Consider the following 26,680-nt stretch of genomic DNA (forward strand, 5'->3'; position numbering starts at 1 on the left):
TCGGCCGCCTCAGCGGCGCACGCGAGCGCGCGCCGGGCCCGCCTGCAGGGCAGAAAACGGACCGCGAAGCAGCGGGGCGCGCACCGGCGCACCCAGCCCCGCACGCACCGCCGCGGACGCCGCCGCGTACACCGCCTCGTGCTCCGCCAGCACCGCGTCCCACGTCTCCGCCGGGCGCGTCGCGCGGTTGTGGCGGGCGATCGCGGTGCGCAGCCGGTCGTCGGTCACCAGGCGCAGCAGCTGCGCGGCGAGGTCCGCGTCGTCCGCGGCCAGCAGCCCCTCCACCTCGTGCCGCACGAAGCCCGCCGGCCCCGCGTCGCGCATCGCGAGCACCGGCAGCCCCGCGCAGCGCGCCTCGAGCGCCGCCAGCCCGAACGACTCCAGCAGCGACGGCAGGACGAACGCGTCGGCGTCGGCGTAGAGCGCGCGCAGCCGCGCGGGCGACTGCCACCCCGCCAGCGTCACGACCTCCTGCAGCCCGGCGCGCCGCACCGCGCGCTCGACCGCGGGGCGCTGCGGGCCGTCGCCCGCGATGCGGACGCGCAGCCGGCGCCCGGGCGGGAGCGCCGCGACCACCGCGGCCACCGCCTCGATCAGGGCGAGCGGGCGCTTGCGGCGCGCCAGCCGCATCGCGGAGACGACGCGCACCTCGTCGTCCACGCGGCCGCGGCCGCGCACCGTGCGCCAGCGGTCGGGGTGGATGGCGTTCGGCAGCACGCGCACGTCGAGCGCCGGCGCCGCCGCCTGCACCTCGGCCGCCACGCGGGGGCTGACGGCCGTGTGCAGCGCCCCCCAGCGCGACCAGCCGAGCACGCGGTCGGCCGCGGCGAACGCGCGCGTGGCGCCGCCGAGGACCGAGTGATGCGTCACCACGCAGGGGATGCCGAGCGCGCCGGCCTCGCGCGCGGCGAGCATGGCCAGCGGCGCGAAGACGCTGACGTGGCAGTGCACGAGGTCGTACGCGCCGTCGCGCAGCGCCGCCCGCAGCGCGCGGGCGGCGCGCCCGAGCGCGGGCGTGACCTCGACTCCGGGCAGGAGCGGCACGTCGAGCCGCACGACGCCCACGGCGGCGGCCGCCCCCGCGCCGCGGCAGGCGTGCGGCGTGGCGGTGAGCGCGTCCACGGCGTGGCCGGCCGCGGCCAGCTGCTGCGCCAGCGCGCCCACGTGGGTCTCGATGCCCCCGACGCGCGGGGCGTACCAGTCGCACACCAGCGCGATGCGCAGGGAGTCGGGTGGACGACGGATCACGGGGCGATCGGTTGGAGACGGGCGCAGGGCCGAGGGCGCCCCGCTCGACCCAGACAACTCGCGTGCCGAACTCGCGGCAGGCGGGCCCGAGCACCCTACGTGCGCCCGGCGGGCGGGTTCCGGCCGCCCGCCCCGCCGAGCCTGGCGGGCCCGCGTCCCGGCCGTATGTTCGCCAGCCGCGACCATATCGCTCGTGCCGAGTCCACGTTGCGTCGTGCGCCGATCCCCCGCGGGGCGGGATCGCCGTCGTCCGTCCCCGCCCCGACCCGGAGGATGCGTCCATGGCCTGCGTTCGCGATCTGCTCGCCCGCAAGGGGGGCGCGCTCGTCACCGTCACCGGCACGACCACGGTCCTCGACGCCAGCACGCTGATGGTGGAGCGTGGGATCGGCGGCGTGGTGGTGCTGGACGACGAGGGGCGGCTCGCCGGCATCTTCACCGAGCGCGACGTGCTGCGGCGCGTGGTGGCGGTCCGCCTCGATCCCGCCCAGACGCTCGTGCGCGACGTGATGACGGCGCCGGTGCTGACGGTCCTGCCCGAGACGGCGCTGGAGGAGTGTCAGGCGACGATGACGGAGCGCCGGATCCGCCACCTGCCGGTGCTGGGTCCGACGGGGCTCGCCGGGCTGGTGAGCTCGGGCGACGTCCTGGCCTACACGGTGGCCGAGCGGCAGGACACGATCCAGCAGCTGGAGAGCTACGTGTACTCCGTGCGCTGACGCGCGCCGGAAGGGGGGGTATGGCGGCCCGGCGATCCCGTCGATCGCCGGGCCGTCGCGCGTGGACGTCCGCGGCTGCGGCCGTGCCGCGTGCCCTCGAGCACAGTATGCGCGTCCTGTCACGGACGCCCGGGCATCTCCTGCGCTCCGGGCGCCGTTCCCACGCCCCGTCCCATGGCCGACGCCGCGGTCTCCGCGCGGCGCGGTGCCCTTCCGATGGCCGACCTCGACCGCCCCGAACGCATCACCAACATCACGGGCCTGCGCGCGCAGCCCGAGAGCCCGGCCGACGGCGCGGCCGGGAGCGGGGCGTCGGGCGTCCGCTGGCCGTCGGCGCCGTGCCGGCTGTGCGGGCGGCACGTGTGGGTGTTCACCCGCACCTGCCGGTGCGGCATGACCGACCCGGCGCGCGACGCGCGCCGGCCGTACATGCTCCCCGCGACTGTGGCCGTGCTGGCCGTGCTCGCGGGGCTGGTCTGGTGGTCGACGCGGGGCTGACGCGGGGCTGATCCGGCCCTGAAGGCGGGAGCGACGCGGGACGGCGCGGCCGCGCCCGGTCAGCGTGTTCGGTCCGCGCGGTCGTAGCCGACGAAGAGCCCGCCGCCGGCCGCGATGGCGAGGGCGAGCATCGGGACCGCCCCGTCCAGCTCCAGCAGGTTGCGGCTCAGGGCCAGGGTGCCGAGGACGCACGCGCCGATGGCGATCACCGCGGCGACTTCGTGCTTGTCCTGGTGGTGGAGGGCCAGCGTCTGCCCGCTCCACGTGCACACGAGGAAGACGGCGAGCCCTGCGAGCAGGGCGAGAACGAACGACACGTCCCTTGCCTCCGCGGTCGGATGCGGGAAGTGTGGGGCCGGCCGGAGCCGTCCGCGAGTCCCCCTCGTGCGATGCGTCACGCGGCGACGCGCGTGCGGCCCGGGATGCGGAGGGGATGGAGCGGACGGGCCCGTCGCGTCGTCGCCGGCACCCAGGCGCGGGTCGCGCCGGCTCGCCCCCCCCGCACGGCCCGGGCCGGACGGGCGCGGAGGGCCCCGGAGCCGTGGCGTGTTGGTTTGACACCATGCCCGCGACGCCCCCGTAGGTGTGTCACGCGACGGCCCACGCCGCCGGACGTCGCCGGTGTCTCCCGCACAGCCGCACCAGAGAAGCACCATGGCCGATCGCGCCCTCTCCGACGCCGACGCGTCGGCCACCGACCGGAACAGCGACAGCAGCATCGTCCTCTGGGGGCCGCCGGGCTCCGGGAAGTCGACCTACCTCGCGACGCTCGTCTACTACAACGAGAGCCTCGACGAGCAGGCGCGCCGCTGGTGCGTGCTCCCCGCCGACGGCGTGACGGCCGAGTGGGTCGTCGAGCGCGTGGAGCGCTGGCGCGAGGGCGCCGCGAGCCCCAAGTCGCTGCACCCCGAGCCGCAGGCGCTGTCGTTCCGCCTCTACTCGCTGCCGCCCGCGCGCGCGGGGCTGTTCGCGCGCAAGCCGGCCGCCGCGCACCCCGAGGCGACGCTCCGATTCTGGGACGTGCCGGGCGAGACGTACACGGGCGAGATCCCCGACGCGATCGTGCAGCAGATGGTCGGCGCGCGCGGGCTGCTGCTGGTGCTCGATCCGGGCTTCGATCCGCCGGAAGGGCGCGAGCGCTTCTACGAGCGCTTCTTCCTCAAGACGCTCGGCAAGCTCACCTTCGCGATGCAGCGCGCGCGCGCGGCGGGCACGCTCGCGGGCGACGCGCGCGACGTGCTGGCCGGCGACAACCGGCTGACGATCCCGGTCGCGATCTGCCTCAGCCACCTCGACGAGCATCCGGCGCTGCGCGAGGGCGACCGCGTGCAGCTCCTGCGCGAGCTGTTCGGCGACAGCGCGCAGCTGCTGGAGAAGTGGCTCACGAACTGGGAGGTGCTGCCGATGAGCGCGACCGGCGTGCGCGAGCGTGGCGCGATCGACCCGCGCCCCGAGCTGGCGGCGCATCCGATCGCGTGGCTGCTGGACCAGTCGCGCGCGTTCGCGGGGCGGTGAGCGACATGGCGACGCGCCTCGATCCGCACCACCCGTCGTACGAGCCGCCCGAGAACGGCAACAGCGGTGACGAGGCCGCGGCCGTCGTGCACGCGCGTGCGCGCGCCATCTGGGGCCTCGTCGACGACGCCTACGGCCTGGTCGCGCACACGCCCACGCTCGGCGCCGCGCAGGCCGACGCGGTGGCGACCGCGGTCGCGATCGGCAATCCCGCCTTCGACGTCGACGACGCCGTCGCCGTGCTGCACGATCCCGCGCTCGGCTGGCTGTGCGCGCGCGCGTTCACCGACGCGCGCCGCGACTCGCACGGGCGCGGCGTGCTGGTGACCGACGTCGTCGTGATGGACGACGCGGCGATGGCCGCGCTGCGCCACGATCCGTTCCGCTGCCTGCCGCGCGCGCGCCGCGGTCGCCGCCCCGAGGCGGAGGGCGCGCTCGACGTGCCCGCGCTGCGCCCGATGACCGAGGCCGCGGAGGCGCGCCTGATCGCCACCGCGCGCGCGCGTCCCGATGCCGCGCTGCTGCGGCCGCTGCTCGCCGCGCTGCTGGCGGGCGACCGCGTGCTGTGGACCGGCGACGCGCCCGCGCTGCCGCTGCTGCAGGCGCTCGTGCTGCTGCTGCCGGTGCCGCTGCGCGGCGCGCTGACGCTGCAGACGCTCGCCGTGCAGCCGCCGCGCCTCGCGCCGCGCCTCACGGTCGCGCCGCGCCTCACCGCGGTGCTGGCGGAGGTGCCGTGGAGCGTGCGCCTGCCCGAGCAGGAGTCGCAGCTGCCGCCGCGCGCGCTGGCGCTGGCCGACGCGCTGCTCGCGCTCGCGCCGGCGCCCGAGGGGAGCGACGATGCCGCGCCCGGGCTGCTGCACGCCGCGCACGCGCGCTACGCGCAGGTCGCCGCGCGCGCCGCGGCCGGTGGCGCGCCGTTCGACGCACGCGCGCTCGGCGCGGAGGTGGAGCGCCTGCTCCGTCTCGCCGCGCTCGACGCCGCGGTGCAGCGCGGTGCCGCGTCCGACGCGCTGCGACTGGTCGCCTCCGACGCGCCGGCCGAGCGGGCGGCGGCCGCGGCGTCGCTGCTCGCGCTGTCGCCGGACGCGCTGGCCACCGGCGTCGCCGAGCTGCTCGCGCAGCACGACGAGAGTGCGGTCGCGCACACGGTCGCGGGCGCGCTGGCCGAGCTGGCGCGGCTGGAGCCGCCGCCGGCGGGGACGCCGCGGCTGCAGGCCGTGCTGCGCCGCGTGCCGACGGCGCACGTGTCGGAGGGCGACGCCGCGCCGCTGCGCGCGGTGCTGGCCGCGATCGCCGCGTGGCACGACGACGTCGGCGGCGTGGTGGCGTGGGCGTCGCCCGACGCCGACTGGGCCTGGCTCGACGCGCGACTCGGCGCCAGCGCGGCCGCCGCCGCGCCGCCGCGCACGCGCACGCTGCTGGCCGCGCTCAGTGGCGGCGCGGACGCGTCGGCGGCGTACGTCGCGCACGCGCTGGCCGACGTCGCGCCCTCGCTGCCGCCCGCGGTGCGGCGACGCGCGGCGCATCTCGGGCTCGCGGGCGTGCGGCGCGCGTTCGGCACGATGGCCACCGACGCGACGACGCTGGAGACGGCGGCGCGCGCCGCGTCCGCGCTGCGCGGGCTGTGGCGCGTCGCGCCGCCCGCGGGCGAGGCGCGCGCGTTCGCGACGCTGCTGGGCGTCCCGGACGCCGACGCGCTGCCGGCCACCGAGGTCGCGCGCGCCGACGCCGTGCCTGCGGTGCTGCTCGCGTTGCGCGCCGTGCCCGACGCGGCCGCGCGCGCGCGCGAGCTCGACGCGTGGGTCGCGGCGCTGGTGGCCGACGCGCTGGCCGCGCCGCGCAGCGCCGACGCGCCGCGCGCGCTGGACGCCGCCGCGCGGCTGATCGACGCCGCGCACGCGGAGCACGTGGGCGGCGCCGACGCACCGGCGCGCGTGGGCGCGCTGCTGCGCGCCGCGCTCCCCGACGGCCCGCCCGCCGACGGCGCGCTCGCCTCCGCGTGGGCCGCGCTGCTGGCGCGCACCGACGGCGACGGCCGCCACGAGCTGGCGCTGCGCGCGCTGCTCGCCGCGACGCGCCCGGGTCCCGACGGCGCGCCGCGCGCCGGCACGTTCGCCGAGGCGTGCGCCGCCGCCGCATCCGCGGGCGTGACGCTGGACGACGCGGCGCTGCAGCGGCTCGGCGACGCGCTGGGCGACGCGTTCGCGCAGGCGTTCGCGGCGGGAGGCCCGCTGGCCGGCGCCCCGGCCGAGCGTGGCGTGGCCGCGCTGGAGCTGGCGCTGGCGGCGCTGGGCACGCTGGTGGACGGCGCGCGCGCCGCCGCGCTGGCGCAGCGCGTGGCCGGCCGCGTGCCGCCCGCGCTGCGCGACGCGCTGCGCCTGCGCCGCCTGGCCGCCGCGGTGGGCGAGGTGGAGCGCGCGCGCGACGAGCGCGCGTACGCGGAGCTGTGCGCGCTGCTGCGCGCGGGCGCGGGCCCCGTGCGCGCCGCCGACACGATGCTGCTGCGCGTGTACCTGGGCGTGCCCGCGGAGCCGGCGCTGGCGCGGCTGCGACGCACGCTGCGCACGTGGTGGGAGGCACGCGGCGGCGCACGGCCGCGGGAGGGCGCATGACCACGCACGGCGTCACCGCCGCGACCGAGCCCTTCGCGCAGGCCGCGCCGTCGCGCGAGACGCTGCACCTGTGGGGCGCGCCCGCCGCCGGCAAGACGGGCCTGCTCGGCGCGCTCTACGCGACGTCCAAGAGCCGCGAGCCCGATCGCTGGGAAGCGCATCCGAAGGACTGCCGCGACGCGTACACGCAGGAGCAGCTGCTGGACGCGAACGAGCAGCTGCTCGACCGCGCGGTGGCGAAGACCGACGTGCGCAAGGACGGCTACCGTCCGCTCGAGTTCCTGCTGCGGCAGTACCGCCGCGGCGCGCCCACGGGCGACTCGCTGCGGCTGTCGATCGTCGATCCGGCGGGCGAGTACTCCACACGCACGGAGCTCGGGCTCACCGAGCACGGACGCTCGCTGTTCGCGCGCGTGGCGCACGGCGGCGGGCTGCTCTGGCTGTTCAGCGCCGCGCCCGACGGCGCGCCGTCGACGCTCGACCGGCTGGTGGTGCTGCGGCACCTGGTCGCGCTGCTGGAGGCCGCGGGCGGACCGCAGCTCGGCATCCCGGTCGGCCTCTGCCTCAGCAAGGTGGACGCGCTGCCGCCCGACCGGCGCGAGGCGGCGCTCGCCGATCCGCGCGCGGCGCTGCTCGCGCACCTCGGCCCGACGACGTTCACGTGGTTCGAGGCGGCGTGCCCGCGGCTGAAGTGCTTCGCGATCTCGTCGGCGGGGACGGAGCCGGGCCGCGTGCGACCGGTGGGATTGCTGCCGACGCTGTCGTGGTTCGCGGCGGAGATCGGCGCGTCGCACGCGCCTGACGTGCGTCCGGAGTCCTCCACGCCCCGCGCGCCGGAGCGTCCGGTGGTGCCGCCAAGCGACGTGTTCTCGACGATCGAGGTGCCGTCGGCGCGTCCGACTGCCGCGACGAACGGCGGCGCGCGCGGCATGCTGGCGTCGCTCGCCGCGCGCTTCGCGAGCGCGGGCCAGGTGCCCACGGGTGATGCGCCGCGCGTGGACGCGCCGCGCGTGGACGCGCCGCGCGACGACGCGGTGTTCGCGCGGACGCCGATGTACACGCCGCCGGCGATGCCGGCGGTCGATGCGCACGCCGCGCCGACGATGGCGATGCCCGCCGTCTCGCGCGACGCGCTGCGCGACGCACCGCCCGTGGTGACCGACGCCCCCGCACCGGTCGCCGACGACGTGACCCGCGACGACGTGGTCGGCGACGACGGCGAGACGCCCGAGCTGCCGATCGATCCGCTCCGCGCGCGCGTGGTGCGTGCCGCGGTGGGCGCGGCGCTGGCGCTCGGCGCGATGGGCGCGGGCGCGTGGGCCGGCCGCGCGGCGATCCTCGCGGCGAGCCAGCGCTGGCAGCCGCCCGACGCGCCGCCCGCCGCCGTCCGCGGCGTCCGCGCGCCCGTGATGCCGGAGCTGCAGCCGGATCGCGGCGGCATCGGCTACGACCCGAACGCGCTGCTCGCGAACCCGCCCGACCGCAGCGACGGCGACGTCGAGCCCGACGCGCCCGAGCCGCCCATCGACGTCGACTCGCTGCTGCGCGCGCTGCGCGAGGAGAGCGAGGCGCGGCGCGGTGGCGCGCTCCGCTTCGACACGATCACCGTTCCCGAGCCGCGCACCCCTCCGCCCTACTCGCCATGATGCTCGCGCTCGCGCTGCTCGGCGCGCTGCTCGCCGCCGCGCTCGCGGCGCTGGCTGCCCGGCGCGCGGGTCCGCGCGTCGCGTGGTGCTGGAGCCTGTGCGCCGCGCTCGTGCCGCTGGCCCTCGCGTGGCTGGTCGCGGGACGCGCGCCGCGCGACGACGCGGCCTTCCGCGCGCAGCTGGCGGGCCAGTACGCGCCGCTCCTCGACACGCTGCGGCTGGGCAGCGCCCCCACCGCCGACGTCCGCCTTCCCGCGCCCGACGAGCGCGCGGTCGCGCTGCGCGCCGCCTACGACGTGAGCGGCGGCACGCTCGCGCTGCGCGTCGACACCGCGGCGGCGCCCGTGCTCGCGAACGGCGCGCCGGTCAACGCGCTCCCGCTGGGGCGTTCGGCCGAGATTCGATTGGGTGTCGGCAGGCAGACCGTGGTCATCACGAGCACGACGCCGCGCTGGCCGCTCACCTGCCTGCTGGGGATGGACCGCGCGTGCGGCACGCGCGTCTGGCGCGTGCGCGCGGGCGACCGCGAGCGCACGATCACGATGCCGGTCACCGCGCGCGGCGTGCACGTCGCGTCGCTGGGCGCGCCGCTGCTGGCGCGGGCGCCGCTCACCCTCTTCCTGCACGACGGCGACGCGTGGCTGGCGGCCAGCCCGCACGCGCGCGCCACCGTCGACGGCGTCGCGGTGCCGTTCGTCGCGCGCGCCGCCGCGCCCGTGACGGTGCAGGTCGGCCTCGCCGCATCGGCGACGGTCGCGCGACTCGAGATCGACCGCGCCGACAACCGCCTGCGCGTGCTGTTCGGCCGACGGCTCGCGCCCGCCGCGTGGCCGCTCGTCGCGCGCGGCGGCACGCGCGCGGTGTGGCGCGTGAGCGGCGCGAGCGACGGCGCCGAGCGGCAGCCCGGCACGCTCGGGCGCCTCGCGCTGGGCGTGGAGGCGCCGCTGGGAGCCGGGCGCCGCGGCGCGTACGACGGCGCGCTCGCATGGACCGGCCGTTCCTGGGAGTGGCATGCCGACGGCCGCACGCGCGCCGTCGCGCCGCGCGTCGACCAGCTGATCCCCGGCACCGGCGCCGCGGCGACCGAGCGCGGACATCTCCTGCGCGTCTCGCCCGCCGACGCCGCCGCGAACCCGCTGCCGCTGCTGACCGCGTTCTGGCTGCTCGGCGCGCTGCTGCTGGCGGTCGATGCGGCGCGTGGGGACCGCGACGCGCGCGCGCTGCGCGTGGCCGTCGTCGGCGCGGCGTACACGCTGCTGTGCGCGCGCGTGGTGCTCGCGGTGCGCGTGTCGCGCGCGGCGCCGTTCAGCGAGGAGGCGGTGCCGACGACCGTCGTGCTGCTGGCCGCGCTGCCGGTGCTGGCGTGGCTGCTGGCGCGCTGGCGGTCGCTGCCGGGCCTCGGGCCACGGCTCGCGCCCGCATGGGCGGCGCTGCGCGACGGCGTGCGCGCGGGCGGGGCGGCGGCGCGCGCGCAGGCGCGCGCGTGGCTCGTCCCCGGCGCCGCGCTGCTGGTCGTGATCGGGACCGCGCTCGCGGTGTGGGCGGGCGCCGGCGGCGCGGACCGCGCGGCGTTCGCGATCCTCGTCCCGCTCGTGGGCAGCGTGGGGCTCGCGGCGCTGCACCGCGTGCTGGTGCCCGCGCTGGCGCAGGACGCGGCGCGCGGCGCGCCGCTCGGCTTCCTGGCGCCGCATTCGGACTTCGGCTTCGGCCGCCGGCACCTCGCGCGCAGCGTGCTCGCGCTGCTCGTGCTGGTGGCGCTCTACGTCGCGCTGGCGCTGTCGCCGCGCGGCGTGTCGACGCTCGTCAGCCTGGTGGCGTACGCGGGCGCGGTGGCCTGGGTGCACCTGTTCGTGCGCGAGCGCGCGGAGCTGCGCCCGCGGCTGGCGCCCGCGCGTGCCGCGCGCATTGCCGGGATCGCGGCGGGGGTCGGCGCCGCGCTCGGCCTGCTCGCGACGCTGCTGCTGCGCCCCACGTCCGGGATCGGCGCGCTGCTCGGCGCGACGGTGCTCGGCGCCGCGCTCGCGGGCGGCGCCGGCATCGCCGCGCTGCTGCCGCGCGTGCGCGCGCTGCGCGCGTGGCCCTATCGCGCCCGCGACGTGCTGCCGCCGCTCGGCTTCGTGCTGCTGCCGGCGGTGCTGCTGCTCGTGTCCTCCGCCGTGTCGGTGAGCCGCCTCGGGATCACGCTCGGCTTCGCGATCGCCTGCGCGGGGCTGCTGCTGGTGGTGCGCGTCGTGACCGTGCTGTGGTACGCCGAGACGCGGGCGCGGGCGCTGGCGTCGCCGTCGCCGCGCACGCTCGGGTGGTGGATCGTGCTCGCCGCGCTCAGCGTGTACGGCGGCTACCTCGCGGCCGACCGCGGGCTCGTGCTGCTGCTCTTCACCGCCGTGCTGACGACCGTGGTGTTCGGCGCCGCGACGCTCGGCGGGCGGCGGCTGGCGGGCGCGCTGGCGATGCTCGCGAGCGTCCTGCTGGTGATCGGCTTCGCGCTGCACGCGCCGCTGCGCACGCTGCCGCATCCCGACACGCGGCTCGCGACGCCGCAGATGCGCTACGCCGCCGTGCAGGCGCCCGCCGCGCTGCAGGCGCAGGCGCTGGTCGCGTCGCCGGCCGAGGCGCGCGAGATCGTCAGCACGCTGCAGCAGGACTGGGGGATGCGCGCGTACGCCGCGCTCGGCGGGACGTGGGGGCGCGGGCTGTACGGCATCCCGTACGTGCCGCGCGCCATCGCGCCCGACGTCGCGCTCACCGACAACGTCTTCGCGCTCTGGATCCTCGCGGAGCACGGCTTCGCGGGCGCGCTGGCGCTGCTGCTGACGTACCTCGCGCTCGCGGGCACGCTGCTGCTGGCCGCGGCGCACGCGACGCGGCGCTACAGCACCGTGCACCGCGCGATCCTGCTGGGCGGGCTGGCGGCGTACGTGCTGATGCCCGCGCTGTACATGGCGGCGGCCAACGCATCGCTGCTCCCGCTCACCGGGCAGAACCTGCCAGGGCTCGGGCTGCGCTCGGGCGCGGACGCGGCGTTCGTCGCGTGGCTGGTGGCGCTCGCGCTGGCCGCGCTCCCCACCGCGGCCGACGACGCGCCGCGCGACTACCTCGAGACGCGCGCCAGCGAGGGCGCGCTGCGCCGCGTGCGGCGCGCGCTGCTGGCCAGCGCCGGCGTCGCCGTCGCGCTGACGATGGTCGTCGGCGCGGCCGCCTGGCGCGCGACGCACGAGGCGCCCGGCCCGTTCACGCTCGACGCGATGGGCGATGCGCTGCGCGCGGTGGTCGCGCGCGGCGACGTGCGCGTGGACGGCGACACGCTCGCCGTCGCGCCCACCGCGCTCGGCAAGCCGGGGTTCACGGAGGGCGCGTTCCTGCGCGAGCTGGTGGCGCGCGGCAACGCCTTCGCGGCCGGCCGCGGCGAGCGGCGCGCGCACTGCCTGGATCGCGGCGCGTGGCTCGCGCGCGCCGACTCGTCGACGGTGCGCGTGTCCGACCAGGGGTGCCGCGTGGCGTCGCCGCTCGCGGGCGAGACGTGGCGCGGCGCGCTGGCGGGCGGCGGCGGCACCGAGCGGCTGCTCGTCGGCTCGCGACTGGTCATCCGCTTCGATCCCGACGCACCCGAGACGGTGGTCGCCTGCGGCGACACGGGCACCGTCGCGGCGCGCGCGGTGACGGTGCAGTGCGGCGCCGGCGCGCGCGTGCGCGCGCGCCTGGCGGACGCGCGGCGCGGCCTCGTGCTGGCGCAGGCCGACGGCGGGGCGCGCATCGCGCGCGGGGGCAGCGACACCACGTCGGGCGAGCGCCCGCTGGTCGCCGGCGACGTGGTCGACTTCGACGGGGCCGCGACGCTGCTGGCCGACGCGGCGCCGCGCGGCGCGTACGGCTACGCGCGCTGGCGCAACGGCGACGTGTCGCGCGTCTCGCCGGTCGGCACGCCGCCCTTCCTCGCCGCATTGGACTCCGCGTTCGCGCGCTCGCTGCGCGCGCCCGGTGCCGACGAGGCGGAGGCCGCGATCACGCCCACCAGCGCACGCGTGGAGCTGACGCTCGACGCCACGCTGTCGCGCGAGCTGCAGGCGCGCGTCGCCGATCGCTGCGCGGTCGCGGCGGGCGGCAGGCTGCGGCAGTGCGCGGTGACGCTCGTCGATCCCAACACGGGTGACGTCCTGGCGCTGGCGTCGTGGGAGCGGCCGGGCTTCCGTCCGCGCGGCTACCAGCCGCTCGACGCGAACCTGCGCGCGATGCGCGGCGCGTCCACCGTGAAGCCGTTCATCGCGGCCGCGGTGTTCGCGCGCTACCCGAAGCTGCGCACGCTCGAGGTGGACCATCCGGGCGAGACGTTCACCGCGGCCGCGGGCTGGCCCGTGGCGACTGGGATCCCGTTTGCGTCGGCGCTGCACGGCTGCCGCGCGCCCATCCGCTGGGACTGCGCACTCCCCGGCTCCAACAACCTCTACGCGGTCACGCTCGGCCTGCTCGGCCTCGCGGCGGAGCAGGGCGCGGAGGCGCCGCTGCCGCGCCTGGACGGCCGCGCGCCGGTAGGGGCCGAGTTCCGCATCGAGGGGCGCGCGGTGCGTGCGCGGCCGCGGCTCGCCACGCGCGACGGTGGCGCCGCACGCGCCGCGTCGCCGCTCGCGCGCAACATGGACGCGCTGTTCGACGCGCGCACCGTCGCGCGCCCCGCCGACGGCTTCGACACCACGCTCTGGGCGGGGATGCGCCGGCGCGGGCTCCTCGGCCCGCTCAACGGGCCGTGGCAGCGCGTGTCGCCGGAGCTCGTGCAGCTGCCGCTCGCGTCGGCGCGCTACGACACGCTGCGCTACCTCGTCGGCTTCCTCACGGGCGAGGGCGAGCACCTGTGGAGCAACGCCGCGCTCGCGCGCGCGATGGGGCGGCTGATGACCGGCCACGCGACCGAGCTGCGGCTCGTGCGCCGCGTCGGCGACTCCCTGATCGCGGTGCCGCGCGCCCGCGCGCTGCCGTTCGGCAGCGGGCGCGCCGCGGTGCTGGAGGGGATGCGCGGCGTGGTGCAGGGCGGCACGGGCGCGCGCGCGCGGCAGGCGCTCCCGTCGCCCGCGCTGGAGCTGTTCGGCAAGACCGGCACGGCGGAGGCGGACGTGTCGTCGGGCGCGACTCCGGTGTCGCGCTTCGTCTTCGGCGGCCGCGCGCGCGACGCGTCGGCGACGGACGCGCCCCGCGCGCGGCGCGTCTGCCCGGTGGTGGGCGCGGTGCTGGTGGAGATGGAGCGCGGCGCGCCGGGCCGCCTGCCCGCGGTCGACCTGTTCGCCGACGCGGTCGCGCCCGTGCTGCGCGAGCGCATGGGATGGGATGGGGCGGGGCTGCGGACGGCGGGCTGCGGATCCTGACGCTGCCTCCGCGCGCCAGGCCCGAACGACAAGAGCAGCGGGGATCGACATCTGATTTTTGCGGACAAGATCTGATGTAGGCTCCTCGCGGCACATGGGACGTCGCCGCCACGCGGTGAGCACATCAGATCTTGTCCGGCTCTTCAATCCGAACTCAATCCCCGCTGCTCTTCAGGGACCGGGGCGGGAGCCCTTTCCCTATGGGGGGATGCGGATGCTTCGGATGAGTGCGGATGCTGCGGATGGTCCCGCGTGGCGGCGACGTCCCATTCGCAACGCGGAGCGATCCGAATGATCCGCTCCGATCCGGAGCATCCGCATCCCCCCAACAGGCAAGAGGTCCGACATACCGACACATCCCGAGCGGCCCTGACGCAGCTCGCAGCTTCAGGATCCGCAGCCTGCAGTCCGCAGCGCTAGGCGCGCAGCGCCCCCATCGCGTAGTCGAAGTAGTCGAGGCTCGCGTCCGCGCGCGCGATCAGCCCCTCCGCGATCCCGATGCGCGACGCGGGCACCGCGGCCACCTGCGGCCCCACGACGTGGTCGAGCCACCCCTCCGCGTGGCCGACGTCGATGATCGCGTGCGCGGCGTAGTAGCTCATCGTCTTCTTCGGGATGCCGACGCGCAGCGCGCCGGTCACCAGCCGCGTGCAGCGCTGCGGCGCGAGCAGCTCGACGGCGCCCAGCGCCCCCTGGGCGCGGAACGCGTTGCGGCGCGGGATGCAGCTCCAGAGCATCACGTTCGCGCCCGCGAGCACGGGCCACGGCAGCTCGTGCGCCTCGGGCGCGGTGATCCCGAGTCCTTCCGTGAGGCGATGGAAGAGGTGCGTGTGCACCGCGTGGCTCTTCCCGTTCCCCAGCTCGTCCCAGTAGTTGCGCCCCATCTCGATCTTCACCTCGCCGCGCGTGCCGACCTGGCCGAGCGCGACGAGATCGTCGAAGGCGGCCTCGCCCGCGGCTTCGAGGCGGAGGAAGCGCTCGAGCTGCTCGCGGTCGGCCTCGCCCGCGAGGAACGCGTACAGCGGATGCTCGTAGAGCGGGTGCGTGAACGCCGCGCGCTTGTACCACTCCACGAAGGCCGCCGGATCCTCGGGCAGCGTCTCGTCGAGCGCGGTGCCCAGGCGCGAGGCGGTGCGCCGCGCGCGCGCGAGCAGGTCGCGCTCCCACGCGCCCTCCAGCACCGCCATCAGCCGGCAGGTGAGCGGATGGAGCTGGTTCGTGGCGGTGCCGTGGTGCGGCAGCCGCACGTGCGTCTGGTAGCAGGCGAGCAGCGCCCGGTGCAGCTCGTGGCGCGCGGCGTGGTCGACATACGCGTCGGTCGCGCGGTCGCTCACCACGTCGGCGGGATACGCGCGCGCCGCCAGCCGCCGCGCGCGGGCGATGATCGCCTCCTCCAACGACGGCTGGTCGGCGAGCACCTCGTCGAGCGGCGGTCCGAAGAGGAGCCCGGCCACCTGCGACGAGAACGGCGCGACGACGTCCGCCAGCGTGCGCTCGGCGAGTCCGTGCCCGGCGTGTGCGGCACGGGCCGTGCGCCCGGGGTCCGAGAGCAGGAGCCGCGGCAGCTCGACGTGCGCGGCGGGATCGGGGGCCGCACGGTCCGCGAGCGCGCGTCGGCGCTCGATGCCGGAGCGGGGTGCGGATGGGGCCTGTGAGACGGACGGATCGGATGTGGTGGACGACATCGACGGCTCGTGAGGCATGCGATGCATGCTGGTGGACGGCGCGGACGCGTGACAGCCGGCGGTCGCGCATCGCGCTCCCCCTCCCTTCCCTCGCTCCTTCCGCACCTCGCCTGCATCAAAGGCACGGCGCGTACCGCTCGTGACGAGAACGCACGAAGTCGACGCGTGGGCCGCGGGCCCGACCGGATCGCCGATGGCGCGCCCCGCGCCCGCGACCGCCGGCCTCCGCTCGCTCGCCACGGTCGCGGCCCCCCTCGCGCGCTTCCGGCCGCCGTTCGAGTTCGGCGACTTCTTCGCGCCCGAGGACACGCTGCTCTGCGCGCTCGCGACCGCGCACACGCTCGCGCGCCACGCCGACGCGCACGACGCGCCGCCCGCGCGCCTCGTCGAGCTGACGTGCGGCAGCGCGGTGGTCGCCCTCGGCCCGCTGGACCGCTGGCCCGCGCTGCGCGCGTGGGGCGCCGACGTCGATGCCGACGCCGTGTCGCGCGCACGGCGCAACGCGCGCGTGCTCGGCCACGCGGAGCGCGCGCGCTTCGCGCACCTCGGACTGTTCGACGCGCGGCTGCCGCGCTGGCTGCGCCGCCGCGCGCCCGACGTCGTCGCGTGCAACCCGCCGTACGTGCCCGAGCCGCCCGATGCACCCAACGCGCTGGTGGCCGGCGCGGGTCCCGACGGCGCGCGGCATCCGAAGCGCGCGCTCGCGGCGTGCGCGCGGGCCGGTGTCCCGCGGCTCGCGCTCAGCTGGTGCTCGCTCGGCGATCCGGTGGGCGTCGCGCGCGCCGCCGCGCGCCGCGGCTACGTGCTGGACGCGCTGTGGACCGCGGCGCTGGCGGACGGCGAGTACACGGGCGGCGCGCACGCGTACCTGCGCACGCTGCCCACGGCCTTCCTCGACGAGTCGGCGGCCACGCGCCACGCGCTCGCGCCCGACGGCGCGGCGCGCTTCGGCTACCTGCTGCTCGCCGGCAGCTTCGTGCGCGCGGCCGACGTTCACTCACCCGATGCGCGCGAGCGGGCGCGCGCCGGCGTGCGGCTGGTGGCGCGCCTCGTGCGGCGCTTCGTGCGCGACGGCCTGCCCGCGCTGGCGACGCTCGCCGGCCGCGAGGCGCCGGCCGGTGCGCCGCCGCTGCATGCCTACGTCGTCGACCGCTGGGACGAGCTGTCGCTGCGCGCCGCGGCCCACGGGCCGGTGTCGGGCTCCCTGCCGTCGATCAGCGCCTCGTAGAGCGCGACGTGGCGCGCCAGCACGCGCGCCCAGTCGAACGCCAGCGGTGGCGCGGTGCGCGCCGCGTGCGTCAGCGCCGCGCGCCGGGGCGCGTCGTGCACCAGCGCGCGCACCGCGTGCACCAGCGCGTCCGCGTCGGGCGCCAGCACGCCGTCCACGCCGTCGCGCACGAAGTCCGCGAGCCCCGACCGCGCGCGCCCGACGATCGGCAGCCCCGCCGCGCGCGCCTCCAGCGCCGCGATGCCGAACGACTCGTGCGCGGCCGGCAGCACGAACAGGTCGGCGTCCGCGTACAGCGCCCGCAGCGCCTCGCGCGGCTGCCAGCCGAGGAGGGTGAGGCGCGCGTGGCCGGCGCGCGCCAGCGCGGCGCGATCGGGCCCGTCGCCGGCGACGACGAGACGCACGTTCGGCGCGCCGTCCAGCGCGGCGGCGATCCGCGCGAGGTCACCGGTGCGCTTCTTCCGCGTGAGCCGCATCGCGGTCACCACGCGCAGCTCGCCATCGCGTCGCGGTGGAACGCCGTCGGGCCGCGCGCCCCACCACACGACGTCGGTGGCGTTGGGCAGCACGGCCACGCGCGCGCGCGGCAGCGCGGCGCGCAGCTGGTCCGCCACGCGGTTGCTCACGCCCGTCAGCACGAGCGGCGCGCGCGCCCAGCCGCTCACCGCGTCGGCGGCCGCCAGCACGCGGGCGGTGGCGTGCAAGAGCGAGTGGAAGGTCATCACGCACGGCACGTCCAGCCGCCGCGCCACCGACGCACCGGCATATGCCGCCGGCGAGACGACGCTCGCGTGCGCGTGCACCACGTCGTAGCGTCCGCCGCCGAGCGTCGCGCGCAGCGCGTGCGGCAGCGCGGGCGTGCAGGCGACGCCGGCCCCTGGCAGGCGCGGCACGCGCAGGCGCACCACGCCCTCCTCGTCGGGTCCCGGCGTCGTCGTCACGACGTCGGCGACGTGCCCCGCCGCGCGCAGCCGCGCCGCGAGGTCCGCCAGGTGCAGCTCGATGCCGCCGCGCCGCGGCGACGCCCAGTCGGAGACGAGCGCGACGCGCAGCGCGGTCGGGCGGGTCAGGAGCCCGCGCCCGCCAGCGCGCGCGGCGCGTGCGTGCGCACCGCGCGCGCGAACGCCTCCACCACGCGGTCGATCTGCGCGTCGGTGTGCTCCGCCGTCATCGACAGCCGGATGCGGCAGCTGTTGGCCGGCACGGCGGGCGGGATCACGAGGTGCACGAACACGTCGTCGTCGAACAGCGCGCGCCACACGCGCGCCGTCTCGAACACGTCGCCCACGGTCACCGGCAGGATCGGCGTCTGCGCCGGCCCCGGGTCCAGCCCGATCGCGCGCAGCTGCTCGGCCATGCGGCGCGTGTTCGCCCACAGGCGCGTGCGGCGCTCCGGCTCCGCCTGCAGCACGTCCAGCGCGGCCAGCGTGCCGGCGACGCTGGCCGGCGGCATCGCGGCGGTGAAGATCAGCGCGCGCGCGTGGTGCCGCACCCAGTGCAGCACGTCCTCCGGCCCCACCAGCACGCCGCCCACCGACGCCAGCGACTTCGAGAACGTCGCCATGATGAGGTCCACCTCGTCGTCGAGCCCGAAGTGGCGCGCGGTGCCCGCGCCGTCCTCCCCCAGCACGCCCAGCGCGTGCGCGTCGTCCACCAGCAGCGCGGCGCCGTGCTGCTTCGCGAGCTTCGTGAGCCCCGGCAGGTCGGCGATCGAGCCTTCCATCGAGAACACGCCGTCGGTGGCGATCAGCTTCCCCGCGCCCTCGGGTGCCTTCTCCAGCTGCCGCGCGAGCTGCGCGAGGTCGCCGTGCGGGTACCGCACCGTGTCGCCGAGGGCGAGCTGCGCGGCGTCCACGATGCAGGCGTGATCGAGCTTGTCGAGATACAGGATGTCGTCGCGCCCCATCAGCGCCGCGATCGCGCCGAGGCTCGTCTGGTAGCCGGTGGTGAACACCAGCGCCGCCGGCTTGCGGTAGAACGCCGCCAGCCGCGCCTCCAGCGTCTCGTGCAGGTCGAGCGTCCCGTTCAGCAGGCGGCTGCCGGTGGCGCCGCTGCCGTAGCGGTGCAGCGCCTGCGTGCACGCCTCCAGCACCTTCGGATGGTGCGTCAGCCCCAGGTAGTTGTTGGAGCCGAGCATGACCTTCCAGCGGTCGCCGATGCGCGCCTCGGAGGTCGTCGACTCCTGGATGGGCGCGAAGTACGGGTAGAGCCCGATCGACTGCGCCATGCGCGCGCGGTTGTCGGACGTGACCTTGGCGAAGACCCGCGGCGTGTCGCTCATGCGGTCTCCAGCGCGCGCTCGTAGATCCGCCAGCGGCGGTAGGGCGTGGCGCCCATGGCGCGGAGCGGTCGGTTCATCAGGTGGTTGTCCTCCAGCACCCACGACGCCTCGGCGCCCGTGATGCCGGCCGCCAGGCCGCGCCGCACGATCTCGTGGGTGAACAGGGCGAAGATGCCGCGCGTGCGGTGCTCGCGCCGCACGCCCAGCGCGAGCACGCGCAGCGTGTGCAGCGAGCGCCTGCCCGTCAGCAGCGTCAGGAGCCCGGTCGGCAGCAGCCGGCCGGAGCGGATCTTCTTGAACAGCACGTGGTAGTCGGGCAGCGCGATGACGAAGCCCGCCGGCTGCCCGTCGATCTCCGCCGCGAAGGCGAAGCGCGGATCGGCGATCATCTTCAGGTCCTTCGCCAGGTGCGCGAACTCCTCGCGCGTCATCGGCACGAAGCCCCAGTTGGGCTCCCATGCCGCGTTGTAGACGTCCCAGCAGACCGCGATCTCGCGCTCGATGCGCGACGGCTCCAGGTCACGGAAGCGGAGCCCCGACTGCGCCAGCGCGCGCTCGGCGTGCACGGCGTACGACGGCGGCAGCGCGAAGTCCCGCCCGTCGCCCGCGTCGCGCCCGATCCACCACCCCAGCAGGTCCTTCGCCGTGCCCATGCCCGCGCCGGCCAGCAGCGCGTCGTAGTACGGCGGGTTCCAGGTGGTCATCAGCACCGGGTGGTGCGCGAAGCCGTCCACCAGGACGCCGCACTCGTAGTTGGTGGACGGGTTCATCGGGCCCTGCATGCTCGTGAGCCCGCGCGCCGCCAGCCACGCGGCCGCCGTGTCCAGCAGCGCGCGCGCGGCCTCGGGATCGTCGGCGCACTCGAAGAAGCCGAAGAAGCCCGTGCGGTCGCCGTGGAAGGCGTTGTGCGCGCGGTTCTCGATGGCCGCGATGCGGCCCACCACCGCGCCGTCGCGCTCCGCGATCCAGAGCGCGCGGTCGGCCGTCCGCCAGAACGGGTGCTTGCGTGCATCGAGCACGTCGCGCACCGCGATCCGCAGCGGCGGCACCCACTGCGGGTGGCGCGCGGCGTCGAACAGCCGCCACGGCACGTCGACGAAGCGGCGCAGCTCGCGCGGCGACGCCACGGGAAGGACGGCGAGGCTCATGCGCGCAAACATAACGCGCACGGGTGGCGCACGCGCCGTCGTCGCGGCGACATTGCGCGACCTCGCATGCCCTCCGCACCGCTCGCGCCCTTCCGCCCCGCCGCCACGCTGCTCGCGGCCTACCTCGTCGCGACCCTGCCGCTCGCGGTGCGCGGCGGCGCCGGTGCGGGGCTGCTGGCCGGACTCGCGGCGCTGCTGGCCGCCGCGGCGTGGACCCTCCGGCGCGCCTCCCCCCAGCGCGGCGCGACGCGCGCGCTCGCGGCCTGGCTCCCGCTGCTCGCGGTGCCCGCGTGCTACGCCGCGCTGCCCCTCGTCGCGGCGGGCCTCGGCCGCACCGCGCTGCACGACGCGCGCGTGATCGCGTGGGAGACGGCGCTCTTCGGCACCAGCCCCACGCTCGCGCTCAGCGCGCGCTGGCCCGTGCCCGCGCTGAGCGAGCTGCTGCACGCGGGCTACCTGAGCTACTACGCCGTCATCTACGTGCCGCCGGCGTGGCTCTGGTGGCGTGGAAGACGCGACGCGTTCGCGGTCGCGACGTGGACGGTGTGGCTCGCCTTCGTGGTCTGCTACGCGGTGTTCGCGACGCTGCCGGTGCAGGGGCCGTGGTACCAGTGGCCCGCGCCCGCCACCGTCCCCGACGGCCCCGCGCGCGCGCTCGTGCAGGCGCTGCTGCACGCCGGCTCGTCGCGCGGGACCGCGTTCCCGTCGTCGCACGTCGCCGTGTCGGTCGCGCAGACGCTCGCGCTGGCGCGGGTCGCGCCGCGGATGGCCGTCGCCACCGGCGCGGCCACGCTGCTGCTGGCCGCGGGCGCGGTGTACGGCGGCTTCCACTACGCCGTGGACGTCGTCGCCGGCGCGGCCCTCGGCGCGGCGATCGGCGCGCTGGGGCCGCAGGTGCACGCGCGGCTGACGCGCGCGACCTGACGCTCAGGTCCTGGCCGCCGCGCCCACCGCCGCGTCCAGCGCCGACAGCAGCGCCTCGCTCGCGAACGGCTTCTCGATGAACCGCTCGTACGGCCGCGCGGCCGCCTGCGCCGCCTCGTCGCTGTAGCCCGACACGTACACGACCGGCAGCCGCTCGCGGCTGCGGCGCAGCAGCGCGACCAGCTCGCGCCCGCCCATCTCGGGCATGCGCAGGTCGGTGACCACGGCCAGCACCTCGGCGTGGTGCGCCTGCCACAGCATGAGCGCGTCCGCGCCGTGCCGCGCCTCGAGCACCGTGTAGCCCTGGCGCTCCAGCACGCGGCGCGTCGTCGCGCGCACCGCGGTCTCGTCCTCCACCAGCAGCACGGTGCCGCGCCCGGCCGTCGGGCGCGCGCTCGCCGCGCCGGTCGCGGGCTCGCCCGTCGGCTGGACGACCCGCGGCAGCAGGATCGTGAAGGTCGTGCCGGCGCCGGGCGCGCTGTCCACGCGGATCTCGCCCCCGCTCTGCTGCACGATGCCGTAGACGGTGGCCAGCCCCAGCCCCGTCCCCGCGCCGATCGGCTTCGTCGTGAAGAAGGGCTCGAACAGTCGCGCGCGCGTCGCGTCGTCCATCCCGTGCCCGCTGTCGCGCACGGTCAGGCGCACGTACGGGCCGCTCGGCAGCGCCCACTCGCCCGTGTCGAACATGCGCCGCGCCTCGCCCGCGTCCATCGCCTGGACGTCGGTCTCGATCGTCAGCGTGCCGCCGGTGCCCGGATGCCCGTGCATGGGCGTGAGCATCGCGTCGCGCGCGTTCAGCGCCAGGTTCACGAGCACCTGCTCCAGCTGCACCGCGTCGGCGCGCACGACGGCGGACTCCGCGGCCAGCGTGGTGCCGAGGACGATCTCGTCGCCCAGCACGCGGCGGAGCAGCTGCTCGGCGCCGCGCACGACCTGCGACACGTCCACCTCCTGCGGCGCGACGACCTGCTTGCGGCTGAACGCCAGCAGCTGCCGCACCAGCGCCCGCGCGCGCTCGGCGGCCTGCGCGATCTCCGCCAGGTCCTCGCGCACGGAATGCCCCGGCGGCACCAGCGGCGCGAGGTCCTGCCGCGCGAAGTCGAGGTGCCCCGTGATGACCGTCAGCAGGTTGTTGAAGTCGTGCGCGATCCCGCCGGCGAGCTGCCCGACCGCCTCCATCTTCTGCGCCTGGCGCAGCTGCGCCTCGAGGGCGAGCCGCTCGGTCGTGTCCTCGACCATGCCGACGAAGCCCGTGGTCGTCCCGTCGGCCGCGCGCAGCCGCACCGCGTGCGAGGTCAGCGTGCGCGACGAGCCGTCCGGCCGCCGCACGCGCAGCTCGAACACGGAGCGCTCGGCGTCGCCGTTGCGGAACGCCAGCCGCTGCCGGTTCATCTCCGCGACGTCCATGGGGTTCACGAGGTCGGCCCAGCGCTCGTTGAGCAGCGTCTCGCGCGACCGGCCCATGATCTCGGCGCACTGCTCGTTGACGTAGAGCGTGTTGCCGAGCGCGTCGTTCATGAACACGCCCAGCGGCGCCGCCTCGGCCAGCATGCGGAAGCGCGTCTCGCTCTCGCGCAGCCGCTCCTCCACCGCGCGGCGCTCGGTGACGTCGCGCGTGACGAACAGCGCGCCCACCACGGCGCCCAGCGCGTCGCGCAGCGGCGCGCCGTCGGTCTCGAAGCGCCGGCGCCGTCCGGTGAACGTCACCACGTCGAACTCCAGCCCGCGGACCTCGCCCGCGAACGTCGCGTCCAGCATCGCGCGGAACGGCGCGCGGTCGGCCTCCGCCACCAGCGGCAGCACGTCGCGCCCGCGCACCGCCGCCAGCGATGGGGCGTCGAGCATCGCGAGGCCGGACGCGTTGATGTCCAGCAGCGCGCCGTCGCGCGCCAGCACCTTCACGCAGTCGGGCGCGGTGTCGAGCACCGCGCGCAGGTAGCGCGACTGCTCCACGAGGCGCGCGTCGCTCGGCGCCGTGCCGGGCAGCTCCGTGCCGATGACCGCCAGCCCGTCGCCGAACGGCTCCAGCCGGAGCTCGAACGCGCGCGTGGTGCCCGGCAGCGTCGCCTGCACGGTCGCCGCCTCGGCGCGCTCCATCGCCCGCAAGGCGGCGGTGTGGAGCGGATGACCGACGAGCTCGGGGAGCTCGTCCCACGCCACGTGGCCGAGCAGCGTGCGCGGCTCGCGGCCGACGAGGACGCCGGCGCGCGCGTTCAGGTACGTGAAGCGCCAGTCGCGGTCGACGCACACGACGGCGTCCGACACGCGCTCGAACACGCGCGCCACCATCTCGGGTGGCAGGGGCGAGCTCGCGCCGCTGGCGGGAGGGCGGGACGGGGAGACGGGATCCAGCACGAACGGCGGGCGGGCGGCGCGGGTTGGAGGCGCCACGGCGGGAGGCCACGGCGACAGGGGAGGTCGCCGCGTGCCGGCGACGTCGTCGCCTCCGGCTCACGCAAGAGATGGGACCGCACGCATCGCCGCAACGGGCTGGAGGAGACGATTGCATGTCAATCTCGTCATAACCACCCCGCGGCCCGATACCACGCGCGCGTCGCCTGCATCCCCGCCTCGAGCGGCAGGTCGGCGCGCCAGCCCAGCTCCGATCGCGCGCGCGCGGCGCTGCACAGCCACCAGCGCGGCGCGGCCAGGCGCAGCTTCTCGCGGCCCGCCAGCGTGTCGCGCCCGGAGAGCGCCGACCACGCGTCGCCGGCCGCGCCACCCAGCGCCAGCGCCCACCGCGGAACGTCGCGCGCCCAGCGCACGCGCGTGCCCGCCGCGCGCGCCGCGGCCTCGTACACGGCGGGCCACGACACCGCCTCGTCGCCCGCGACGAAGTACGTGCGCCCCGCGGCCGCGGGCACGGTGCCGGCGCGCAGCAGCGCCCGCGCGAGGTCGTGCACGTGCACCAGCGAGAGCCAGGCGTCGCGCGTGCCGGGAAAGAGCGCGACGCCACGCGCCGCGTGCCGGAAGACGGCGAGGAAGTCGCGGTCGCGCGGGCCGTACACCGCGCACGGCCGCACGACGGCCCACGTCGCGCCCGCCGCGTGTGCCGCCACCGCACGCTCGGCCGCATGCTTGCTCGCGCCGTACGCGCCGACGGGCGCCGGCGGATCGTCCTCGGTGCGCGGGCGGTCGCGCGCGGTCGCCGGTCCGGCCGCGGCCTGCGACGACACGAGCACCCCGCGCGGCAGCGATGCGCCGTGCGCGGCGGCCAGCGCGTCGAGCAGCGCGACGGTGGGGGCGACGTTGCCGGCGTGGAAGCGTGCGGCCGAGTGCGCGCGTGTGACGCCCGCGACGTGGAAGACGACGTCGACGTCGGCCAGCGCGCCCGATCGCGCGATCGCCGCCGCGTCGTCGAGCGCTGCGACGTGCGTCTCCACACGCGCGTCGGCAGCGGGCGGCGACGCGGGGCGGGCCAGCCGCCGCACGCGCCACCCATCGGCCAGCAGCGCGTCCACCAGGTGCGAGCCCACGAACCCGGACGCGCCGGTGACGAGGGCCAGCACGCGGCGCCGTGCTACGCCTGCCGCCCGCGGCGCCGGCGCTCGCGCCGCGGCGGCGTGTCGAGCGGCTTCACGAACAGGAACTTCTTCCCGATCGACAGCTCCGAGCGCGAGATCGCGGCGTAGCGCGCCTGCTTCTCCGGATACTCCGCGATGCTCGACTGCGCGAAGCCCATCCCGAGGAAGAGCGTGTCGGCCAGCGAGACCGCGAACAGCTCCGTGTAGCCGCGCTGCCGCGCGACGCGCTCGGCCTCCGCGATCAGGCGCTTGCCGAGCCCCTGGCCCTGCGCCTCGGGCGCGACGGCGAGCGACACCAGCTCCGCGAGCGACGGCGCGTACTCGTCGAGCGCGACGCAGCCCACCACCTTGCCGGCCGCGTCGCGCGCCACGCGGTAGCTGTCGATGTGCGACGCCACGAACGCGGGCGTGCGCGGCAGCGTGAGCCCGTCGGGCGCGTAGATGTTGTTCAGCGCCGCGATCGCGGGCGCGTCGGTGTCGGCGGCAGGACCGATGACGATCGACATGGTCGGCTGGTCCGCTCGGCGCTCGGCGCTCGGCGCTCGCTTCGTCGCGGCGACGGACCGAGCGCCGAGCGCCGGGCGCCGAACAGAACGAGGAGAGTCGGTCATTTCGTGACGGGCATGGGACGCGCCGCCGGCAGCGGGCCGCGCGGCACGCGCGCCGGCAGGTTGGCGGTCTGCAGCAGCACCGCGGCGGTCACCGTCGCCGCCTGCTTCAGGTCCTCCTCCAGCAGGTTCGCGGCCACGTCGGCGCCCGTGTGGTGCGTGCGCGTCTCGTAGTCGATGGGGTCCTGCAGGAAGGTGAACGCCGGCACGCCCACGCCCACGAACGGCATGTGGTCGGTGCTTCCCGTGTTCGCCAGCGTCAGCGTCCCCACGCCCAGGTCCGTGAACGGCGCGAGCATCGGGCGGAACACGTCGCGCGCCGCCGCGTTGCCCTGCAGCCAGATCCCGCGAATGCGTCCCGTACCGTTGTCGAAGTTGAAGTACGACGACACGCGCGCGTGCTCGGGCTTGAGGCGCATCGTCTCGGGATCGCCCAGGTGCGCACGCACCCAGCCGAGGGAGCCGTAGTAGTCCTCGTGCTCCTCGCCGTCCCAGAGCGCGATGCGGATGGTGCGGCGCGGCTTCGCGTCCACCGCCTGCAGGATGCGCAGCGCCTCCATCGCGACCGCGCTGCCGGCGGCGTTGTCGGTCGCGCCGGTGCCCGCGGTCCACGAGTCGAAGTGGCCGCCCACCATCACCACCTCCGCCGCCAGCGACGGATCGCTCCCCGGCAGCTCGGCGATCACGTTCACGCCCTGCGAGTCGGCGCGCGTGCGCGGCGCCTCCGCGCGCGCCCTCACCTCAACGGCGAGCACCGGTGCGGCCTGCCCCGCGCCCTGCGCCTTCTGCACGAGGTTGAGCACGCGCGCGTAGTCGTCGCGCGCGACCGACAGCGCGGGCGGCGCGCCGCTGGCGTCGCTGTCGTACGCCTGGTAGCCCGACACCATCGTCGACACCGCGTTGCGGCTCGGCGTCAGCATCGCCACCGCGCCCGCGCGGCCGAGCGCGGTCAGCAGGCGCAGGCGCTTGCGGACGTTGTCGGCGTAGCCGCCCGCGTCCTCCCAGTAGTCCTTCGGCGAGCCGGGATCGGTGATGCGCGCCAGCGAGTCGAGCTGCGCGTCGCTCCACCGGTGCGCGAGCGGCTTGAAGCGGCCCGGATCCGCCGGCACCGGCCCGACGAGCACGATCTTCCCACGCACCTGGTCGGCGACCTTGGCGACGTCCTCCTCGGTGCGCAGCGCCGCGACGTACACCGGCGTCCCGCGCACCGTCCCCGGCGTCGACGGGCTCCACGCGTACGGATAGGCGACGAGGCGCGCGTAGTACGGCGCCTCCAGCTCCACCGAGTGGCGCTCGACGGTCCACGACAGCCCGCCGCGCGTGCCCCACGCCTCCAGCCGCGCGTTCGCCAGCCCGTAGCTCGCCAGCGTCGCCCGAGTCCACTCGGCCGCCGCGCGGTAGCCGGGCGATCCCGCGAGCCGCGGGCCGAAGACGTCGGAGAGGATCGTGGCCGTCTCCAGCACCTTCGAGCGCTGCAGCCCCTCCTCGCGGATGCGCGAGAGGACGGGATCGGTCGGCGTGGCGGACGCGGGGGCGGCAGGCGCGGCGCCGGCGCGGGCGGGCGCGGCCGGGGCGGCCTGCGCGCCGGCGACCAGCGGCAGCAGCAGGGCGCCGAGGGCGGCGGGCAGGACGCGGGGGGGAAGCGGCATGGGCGTAATGATAGGGACGGGCGGCCGCACGGCGCGACGGC

Annotated in this window: 18 protein-coding genes; 8 read left to right on the forward strand and 10 right to left on the reverse strand. The window is 77.2% G+C overall.

The window, feature by feature from the left end; all coding sequences use genetic code 11:
* Positions 1-9: 9 nt before the first annotated feature.
* Positions 10-1,248, reverse strand: coding sequence for a glycosyltransferase family 4 protein (locus rosag_RS11505; protein WP_284350275.1), 1,239 nt, complete (start codon positions 1,246-1,248; stop codon positions 10-12).
* A 281-nt stretch (positions 1,249-1,529) separates the two neighbouring features.
* Between rosag_RS11505 and rosag_RS11510 the strand changes: the two genes are divergently transcribed.
* Both rosag_RS11510 and rosag_RS11515 read left to right on the forward strand, forming a co-directional pair.
* Positions 1,530-1,967: a CBS domain-containing protein gene (locus tag rosag_RS11510; protein ID WP_284350277.1), complete on the forward strand. Its 438-nt coding sequence runs from the start codon at positions 1,530-1,532 to the stop codon at positions 1,965-1,967.
* A 174-nt stretch (positions 1,968-2,141) separates the two neighbouring features.
* Positions 2,142-2,465 carry a hypothetical protein gene (locus rosag_RS11515; RefSeq protein ID WP_284350278.1) on the forward strand — a complete coding sequence of 108 codons (324 nt, stop codon included), beginning with the start codon at positions 2,142-2,144 and terminating at the stop codon, positions 2,463-2,465.
* Between the two features lie 59 nt (positions 2,466-2,524).
* Here the strand turns inward: rosag_RS11515 and rosag_RS11520 are convergent, their stop codons facing one another.
* The gene (locus rosag_RS11520) at positions 2,525-2,782 is read right to left on the reverse strand and encodes a hypothetical protein (protein WP_284350279.1); all 258 of its coding nucleotides are present in this window, start codon (positions 2,780-2,782) and stop codon (positions 2,525-2,527) included.
* 337 nt (positions 2,783-3,119) lie between these two features.
* On the opposite strand from rosag_RS11520, the gene rosag_RS11525 reads away from it, so the two are divergent.
* The 4 genes from rosag_RS11525 to rosag_RS11540 are packed head-to-tail and all read left to right on the forward strand — an operon-like array spanning position 3,120 to position 13,592.
* Entirely contained in the window at positions 3,120-3,980 is an 861-nt protein-coding gene (locus rosag_RS11525; RefSeq protein WP_284350280.1) for a hypothetical protein, read from the forward strand.
* Positions 3,981-3,985: 5 nt separating this feature from the next.
* Complete coding sequence (locus rosag_RS11530) at positions 3,986-6,592, forward strand: hypothetical protein (RefSeq protein WP_284350281.1); 2,607 nt, start codon at positions 3,986-3,988, stop codon at positions 6,590-6,592.
* Positions 6,589-8,238 (forward strand): hypothetical protein, encoded by a 1,650-nt coding sequence (locus rosag_RS11535; RefSeq protein ID WP_284350282.1) that lies wholly within the window; start codon positions 6,589-6,591, stop codon positions 8,236-8,238. The genes rosag_RS11530 and rosag_RS11535 overlap by 4 nt, the downstream gene beginning before the upstream one ends.
* The gene (locus rosag_RS11540; protein WP_284350283.1) at positions 8,235-13,592 is read left to right on the forward strand and encodes a hypothetical protein; all 5,358 of its coding nucleotides are present in this window, start codon (positions 8,235-8,237) and stop codon (positions 13,590-13,592) included. Before rosag_RS11535 ends, rosag_RS11540 begins: the two co-directional genes overlap by 4 nt.
* A gap of 416 nt (positions 13,593-14,008) precedes the next feature.
* Here rosag_RS11540 and rosag_RS11545 read toward each other — a convergent pair whose 3' ends face one another.
* Complete coding sequence (locus tag rosag_RS11545; RefSeq protein WP_284350284.1) at positions 14,009-15,277, reverse strand: iron-containing redox enzyme family protein; 1,269 nt, start codon at positions 15,275-15,277, stop codon at positions 14,009-14,011.
* 139 nt (positions 15,278-15,416) lie between these two features.
* Here rosag_RS11545 and rosag_RS11550 point away from each other — a divergent pair, with 139 nt between their 5' ends.
* Positions 15,417-16,505, forward strand: a complete 1,089-nt coding sequence (locus rosag_RS11550; RefSeq protein ID WP_284350285.1) for a class I SAM-dependent methyltransferase — start codon at positions 15,417-15,419, stop codon at positions 16,503-16,505.
* Here rosag_RS11550 and rosag_RS11555 read toward each other — a convergent pair.
* Genes rosag_RS11555 through rosag_RS11565 form a run of 3 tightly spaced genes read right to left on the reverse strand, consistent with a single transcriptional unit; the run spans position 16,415 to position 19,934 of the window.
* A complete protein-coding gene (locus rosag_RS11555) occupies positions 16,415-17,575 on the reverse strand; it encodes a glycosyltransferase family 4 protein (protein ID WP_284350428.1) in 1,161 nt (386 codons plus the stop codon). The genes rosag_RS11550 and rosag_RS11555 overlap by 91 nt on opposite strands.
* Positions 17,572-18,786, reverse strand: coding sequence for an aminotransferase class I/II-fold pyridoxal phosphate-dependent enzyme (locus rosag_RS11560; RefSeq protein ID WP_284350286.1), 1,215 nt, complete (start codon positions 18,784-18,786; stop codon positions 17,572-17,574). Before rosag_RS11560 ends, rosag_RS11555 begins: the two co-directional genes overlap by 4 nt.
* A complete protein-coding gene (locus rosag_RS11565) occupies positions 18,783-19,934 on the reverse strand; it encodes a GNAT family N-acetyltransferase (RefSeq protein ID WP_284350287.1) in 1,152 nt (383 codons plus the stop codon). The genes rosag_RS11560 and rosag_RS11565 overlap by 4 nt, the downstream gene beginning before the upstream one ends.
* 66 nt (positions 19,935-20,000) lie before the next feature.
* Between rosag_RS11565 and rosag_RS11570 the strand changes: the two genes are divergently transcribed.
* Positions 20,001-20,858 (forward strand): phosphatase PAP2 family protein, encoded by an 858-nt coding sequence (locus rosag_RS11570; RefSeq protein ID WP_284350289.1) that lies wholly within the window; start codon positions 20,001-20,003, stop codon positions 20,856-20,858.
* 3 nt (positions 20,859-20,861) lie between these two features.
* Here the strand turns inward: rosag_RS11570 and rosag_RS11575 are convergent, their stop codons facing one another.
* The 4 genes from rosag_RS11575 to rosag_RS11590 all read right to left on the reverse strand — a co-directional run bounded on the left by rosag_RS11575 (position 20,862) and on the right by rosag_RS11590 (position 26,639).
* Positions 20,862-23,249, reverse strand: coding sequence for a hybrid sensor histidine kinase/response regulator (locus rosag_RS11575; RefSeq protein ID WP_284350290.1), 2,388 nt, complete (start codon positions 23,247-23,249; stop codon positions 20,862-20,864).
* Between the two features lie 128 nt (positions 23,250-23,377).
* On the reverse strand, positions 23,378-24,367 hold the full coding sequence (locus rosag_RS11580; protein ID WP_284350291.1) for an NAD-dependent epimerase/dehydratase family protein: 990 nt from the start codon (positions 24,365-24,367) through the stop codon (positions 23,378-23,380).
* 11 nt (positions 24,368-24,378) lie between these two features.
* Positions 24,379-24,888 carry a GNAT family N-acetyltransferase gene (locus tag rosag_RS11585; protein WP_284350292.1) on the reverse strand — a complete coding sequence of 170 codons (510 nt, stop codon included), beginning with the start codon at positions 24,886-24,888 and terminating at the stop codon, positions 24,379-24,381.
* Positions 24,889-24,989: 101 nt separating this feature from the next.
* Complete coding sequence (locus tag rosag_RS11590) at positions 24,990-26,639, reverse strand: M28 family peptidase (protein ID WP_284350293.1); 1,650 nt, start codon at positions 26,637-26,639, stop codon at positions 24,990-24,992.
* Between the last annotated feature and the right edge of the window lie 41 nt (positions 26,640-26,680).

Source organism: Roseisolibacter agri, assembly GCF_030159095.1.
GTDB lineage: Bacteria > Gemmatimonadota > Gemmatimonadetes > Gemmatimonadales > Gemmatimonadaceae > Roseisolibacter > Roseisolibacter agri.